Annotated in this window: 3 protein-coding genes; all 3 read right to left on the reverse strand. The window is 28.8% G+C overall.

The window, feature by feature from the left end; all coding sequences use genetic code 11:
* A partial coding sequence (locus Q0V08_RS10830; protein WP_297434677.1) for an SMC family ATPase occupies nucleotides 1–1,747 on the reverse strand: 1,747 nt, incomplete at its 3' end.
* Nucleotides 1,734–2,909 (reverse strand): exonuclease SbcCD subunit D, encoded by a 1,176-nt coding sequence (locus tag Q0V08_RS10835; RefSeq protein ID WP_297434679.1) that lies wholly within the window; start codon nucleotides 2,907–2,909, stop codon nucleotides 1,734–1,736. The genes Q0V08_RS10835 and Q0V08_RS10830, both read right to left, overlap by 14 nt.
* Before the next feature lie 117 nt (nucleotides 2,910–3,026).
* Entirely contained in the window at nucleotides 3,027–4,484 is a 1,458-nt protein-coding gene (gene nagE, locus Q0V08_RS10840) for an N-acetylglucosamine-specific PTS transporter subunit IIBC (RefSeq protein WP_297434681.1), read from the reverse strand.
* Nucleotides 4,485–4,649: the final 165 nt, after the last annotated feature.

Raw genomic sequence — 4,649 nt, forward strand, 5'->3', positions numbered from 1 at the left:
GTGCTATAGATGATTTAAAAGCATCTATAGCACTCTCTTCAGTTTGAAGTTTACTTTTTAAGTTATCTATATTATCTAACTCATTTAATTCATTTAATTTTTCAAGATGATAATTAAGCTTTGTATTTATTTCTACTATAGTTCGTTCTAACTGCTCTTTTGTTTTAGATAATTCATCTAAAACAGATGTGTCTATACTTTGAATCTCTTTAGCTGGATTTGGGTGGTCCTTTGATCCACAAACAGGACAAGACTCTCCATGAATAAGATTTTTAGATATTTCGAAAGCTTTACTTTCAAGATGTTGTTTATTAATATTCTCAATTTTTTTCAAACAGCTTTCTAACTCTATTTCTATCGAGTCTTTCAAAGCCTTCTCTTTTTTTACTTCAGTTTCTAATTTATTTTTCTCTTTTAATTTTTCCTCTAATAATTTAATATCAGTGTTTAACTTTTTTATTTCATTTTCAAGAGAGATTAGCTTGTCTTTATCTATTTTCTCAAGGTTTTGAAGATTGTTATTTTCATTTTCTAGTGATACATTATCAATTTTCAATTTTTCATATAAAGATTTTAAATCGGAAGCTATTGAAGTAGAATCATTTAAAGCTTCTTCTAAAAGCTTTTCCTTAAACTTTAATGATCTAATATACTGATCTCCTTTACGTAGGTTATCAAGTTCAGTATAATCCACTTTTAAATTATCTAATTCTAACATCAGTTTATCTAGTTCAATCTGTTTTTCTCTCTCTTGTGCTTTAAGATTTTCAAGAGCAAGATTTAGATTTTCTAAAGTATTCTTCGATTTTAAAAGGCTAGTTTGGTTATTTAAAATACTTTCTTTAAAATTTGTTATTTCATCAATAACACTTTTAAAGGATTGTGCAACTTCATGTTTAGTTAAAATATTCTTACATAAATCAATATCTTCTTTGTTTAAATCTAATCTTTGAAGTTCGTATATATATGATTCTAGTTTTTCAAATAAAATTTTTAATTCTTTTAATTCGTTGTACTCATAAGATAGTTCTTTTTTGCTTGATAAAAGATTATTGTACTCTTCCTCTTTAGTTGACAAAGTAGTTTTAAGGCTGTTTATAGTTTCTAAAGAACAATCTCCTTTTCCTTTAATTTGGTTTTCTAAAGAGGTAATCTCATCTTTTAATTTGTTATTTCTAACTTTTATTTTTTCTGACATTTTAGTTCCATATCGTTCTAAATCAAAGATATTTTCTAACATAGTCATTTTGTCAGCACCTTTTAATTTTAAAAACTCACTAAATTTACCTTGAGGTAAAACAACTGATCTTGTAAAATCATTTACATTTATACCGAAGAACTCATTTATTTTACTCTCTACATTTTTAACTGTATCAGCTATAACATCTCCATTTAAAATTAAAATTGGATTACTTTGTTCAAACTTTTCTTCACCCTTTCTAGAAAACTTTTTTTTATAACATCTAGTTATTTCAAAAATATCTTTTCCAAGTGCAAATTTAAAATAAACTTCTAAAATATCACTATCTTGATTTAAGCATGGTCTTATATTTTTTCCTTTACTACCCATAGTTCTTGGTATTTCATCAAATATTGCAAAAATCATGGCATCTAAAATTGTAGATTTTCCACTTCCTGTTTCACCAAAAATACCAAAAAGTCCAAGAGTTGTTAGAGCATCAAAGTCAACTGTTTGCTTTTTAGAAAAACTTTGTAATCCAGTTATTTCTAATCTAATTGGTCTCATTGCTTTCTCCCTCCTCTAAAATTTCTAAGAAAAGTTTCGTTATGTTATCATTTGGAGGTAATCCCATTGTTTCCTCTTTGTAAAATTCAATAAAAGCCTCTTCTAGAGTTTGTTCATTATAATTTGTAACTTCGATTTCTTTTGATTTTATTTTTATAATTGGAACTATTTCTAAAATATTTTTATTGGATTTAATCTTTCTAATTTGAGAATTTGTAAGAGGTTCTTCTAATTCAACATTTAAATAGATCCATTCGTTTTTATCAATAAGTTCTAGAGATTTATTAATAGCTCCATCTGCTCCTATTACATTATACTCTCTAATAGGTTTATAATTTTCTAAAGGTATCTCCTTTACAGTAGTTGAATCCTTTAATATATCAACTACAAAAACCTTTTTATCAAATCTATTTTCAGTTACTCTATATTCGATGGGAGAACCACAGTAATAAGCTTTTTTGTTTGCAAAATACATTGGTTTATGAACATGCCCTAAAGCTATATAATCAACATCAGGTAAATCACTAGTAGCAATTGCACGCGAGCCTCCAAGCTCTAAAGCAACTTCACCCTCTCCCATAGATCCGGCTACATAAATATGAGTCATAATTACACTAGGTATATTTTCATGATTATAACGAACTCCTTCTTCTAAAATATCTTTGATTCTAGTATTGAACTTGATATCATCGAAAGTTTCATTTAAAGTAGCTTCACTTGGAAAGGGAAGATTATATATATATATTTTTTTATTATTTTTTTCTATAAAAATTCCACCTGGAACAGAGTTGTAGATATTTAAAGTACCATATTTTCCTGTATTAATCTCTTGAAATGCACGATCATAGATTATAACTCCATAGTCTTTAGCTAAATGAGATACAGCAGTTAATCTTTGAGGATTATCATGATTTCCAGGAATTATAATAATTCCTACTTCACCATTTAAAGATAACTGTTTTATACTGTCAAAAAATAATTTTTCAGCTTCAGCTGATGGATTATAAGTATCGTATATATCTCCAGCTAAAAGAATTAAATCAATATTTTCCTCTTTTATAACTGCTTCTAGAGCATTAATAAATAGTTTTTGTTCTAATATTCTTGATTGTCCTTCAAGCTTTTTGCCTAAATGCCAATCAGAAGTATGAAGTACTCTCATAAAAGCCCCCTCCTAAATTATTTCTTCTTTAATACAGTGTATCACTGAATTTATCAAAATTCAAATTTTAAGGTAAAATAAAAAAGGCTGTCTATAAGACAACCTTCTCGTTTGTAATTATTTTCCTGTCATTCTTTTTAAAGCGTTAGCTACAAACTCAACTTGAGTTCCTACTATAATTTGAACAGAAGTTTTACTTGGTTTTAATACTCCAGCAACTCCTAATTTCTTAATCTCTGCATCATTAACTAATGAACTATCTTTAACATCAAGTCTTAATCTAGTAATACAGTTATCTATAGTTACTAAGTTATCAGTTCCACCTAAAAGTGGTAACATTCTTTCAGCTAATTCATCATTTGTAGAAGCTTTTGATGGAGCATTCTCCTCTTCAGAAAGATCAGCATCTTCTCTTCCAGGAGTTTTGATATTGAATCTTGTAATGATAAAGTAAAATACAAAGTAATATAGGAAGAAGAACACAATACCTTGTATAATTAACATATACCATCCAGTAGCTAGAGGGTTTCTAGAAGATAATAACATATCTATTAATCCAGCAGAGAATCCAAATCCAGCAATCCAGTGCATAGTAGCAGCTATAAATAAAGAGATTCCAGTTAATATACAGTGAACTAAATATAGCCCTGGTGCAACGAACATGAATGCAAACTCTAGTGGCTCAGTAACTCCTGTTAAGAAAGTTGCAAATCCAGCAGCAATCATGATAGATTTAATTTTATCTTTATTTTCTGGTTTAGCTGTTTTTACGAAAGCAACTGCTGCTCCTAAAAGACCAAACATCATAATTGGGAAGAATCCAGCTTGATACATTCCAGTAACTCCTGGTATTCCAGTTCCATTTGCGATTGATTGAGCTCCACCTAAGAATTTAGGGATATCATTGATTCCAGCAACGTCAAACCAGAATACTGAGTTTAAAGCATGGTGTAATCCAACAGGAATTAAAAGTCTGTTTAAGAATCCATAGATTCCAGCTCCAACTGCTCCCATTCCACTGATTGCTTCTCCGAAAGTAACAAGTCCATCATAAATTGTTGGCCATACATACATTAAAAGGAAAGCAACTATAATCATAACAAATGATGTAATGATTGGAACTAATCTCTTTCCACTAAAGAATGATAGAGCTTTTGGTAACTCAACATCACTAAATCTGTTGTATAAAGCTGAAGAGATAACTCCAACTAAGATACCTATAAATTGGTTATTTATTTTACTAAATCCAACAGGTACATTGTCTATTTTCATAATCTGTCCAACAGCACCAGGTGATAATAATGTAGTAAGAACTAAGAAACCTACTAAACCTGTTAAAGCAGCAGCACCATTTTTATCTTTAGACATTCCAAAGGCAACACCAACAGCAAATAATATAGGCATTTGATCTATTATCGCAGCCCCTGATTTAATTAAAAATGCAGCTAGTGCACTATTTCCTCCCCAACCAGTTGGGTCAATAAAATAACCTAATCCTAATAGAATTGCAGCAGCTGGTAAAACTGCAACAGGAACCATTAGTGCTTTACCTATTTTTTGTAAATAACTAAACATTTTTCCCTCCTAAATACATTTGTTTTTTGAAATTTTATTTCTAACATATTTTATAATAAAAGAATTATTGTGTCAAGTACAATTCATATTTTAATAGAACAGATTAGTTATATTGTATACAGTTAAATTATTTCTTTACTTTATTTAAAAATATGATATAATAAT

Origin of the sequence: uncultured Cetobacterium sp. (genome assembly GCF_947038635.1) — a bacterium.
GTDB lineage: Bacteria > Fusobacteriota > Fusobacteriia > Fusobacteriales > Fusobacteriaceae > Cetobacterium_A.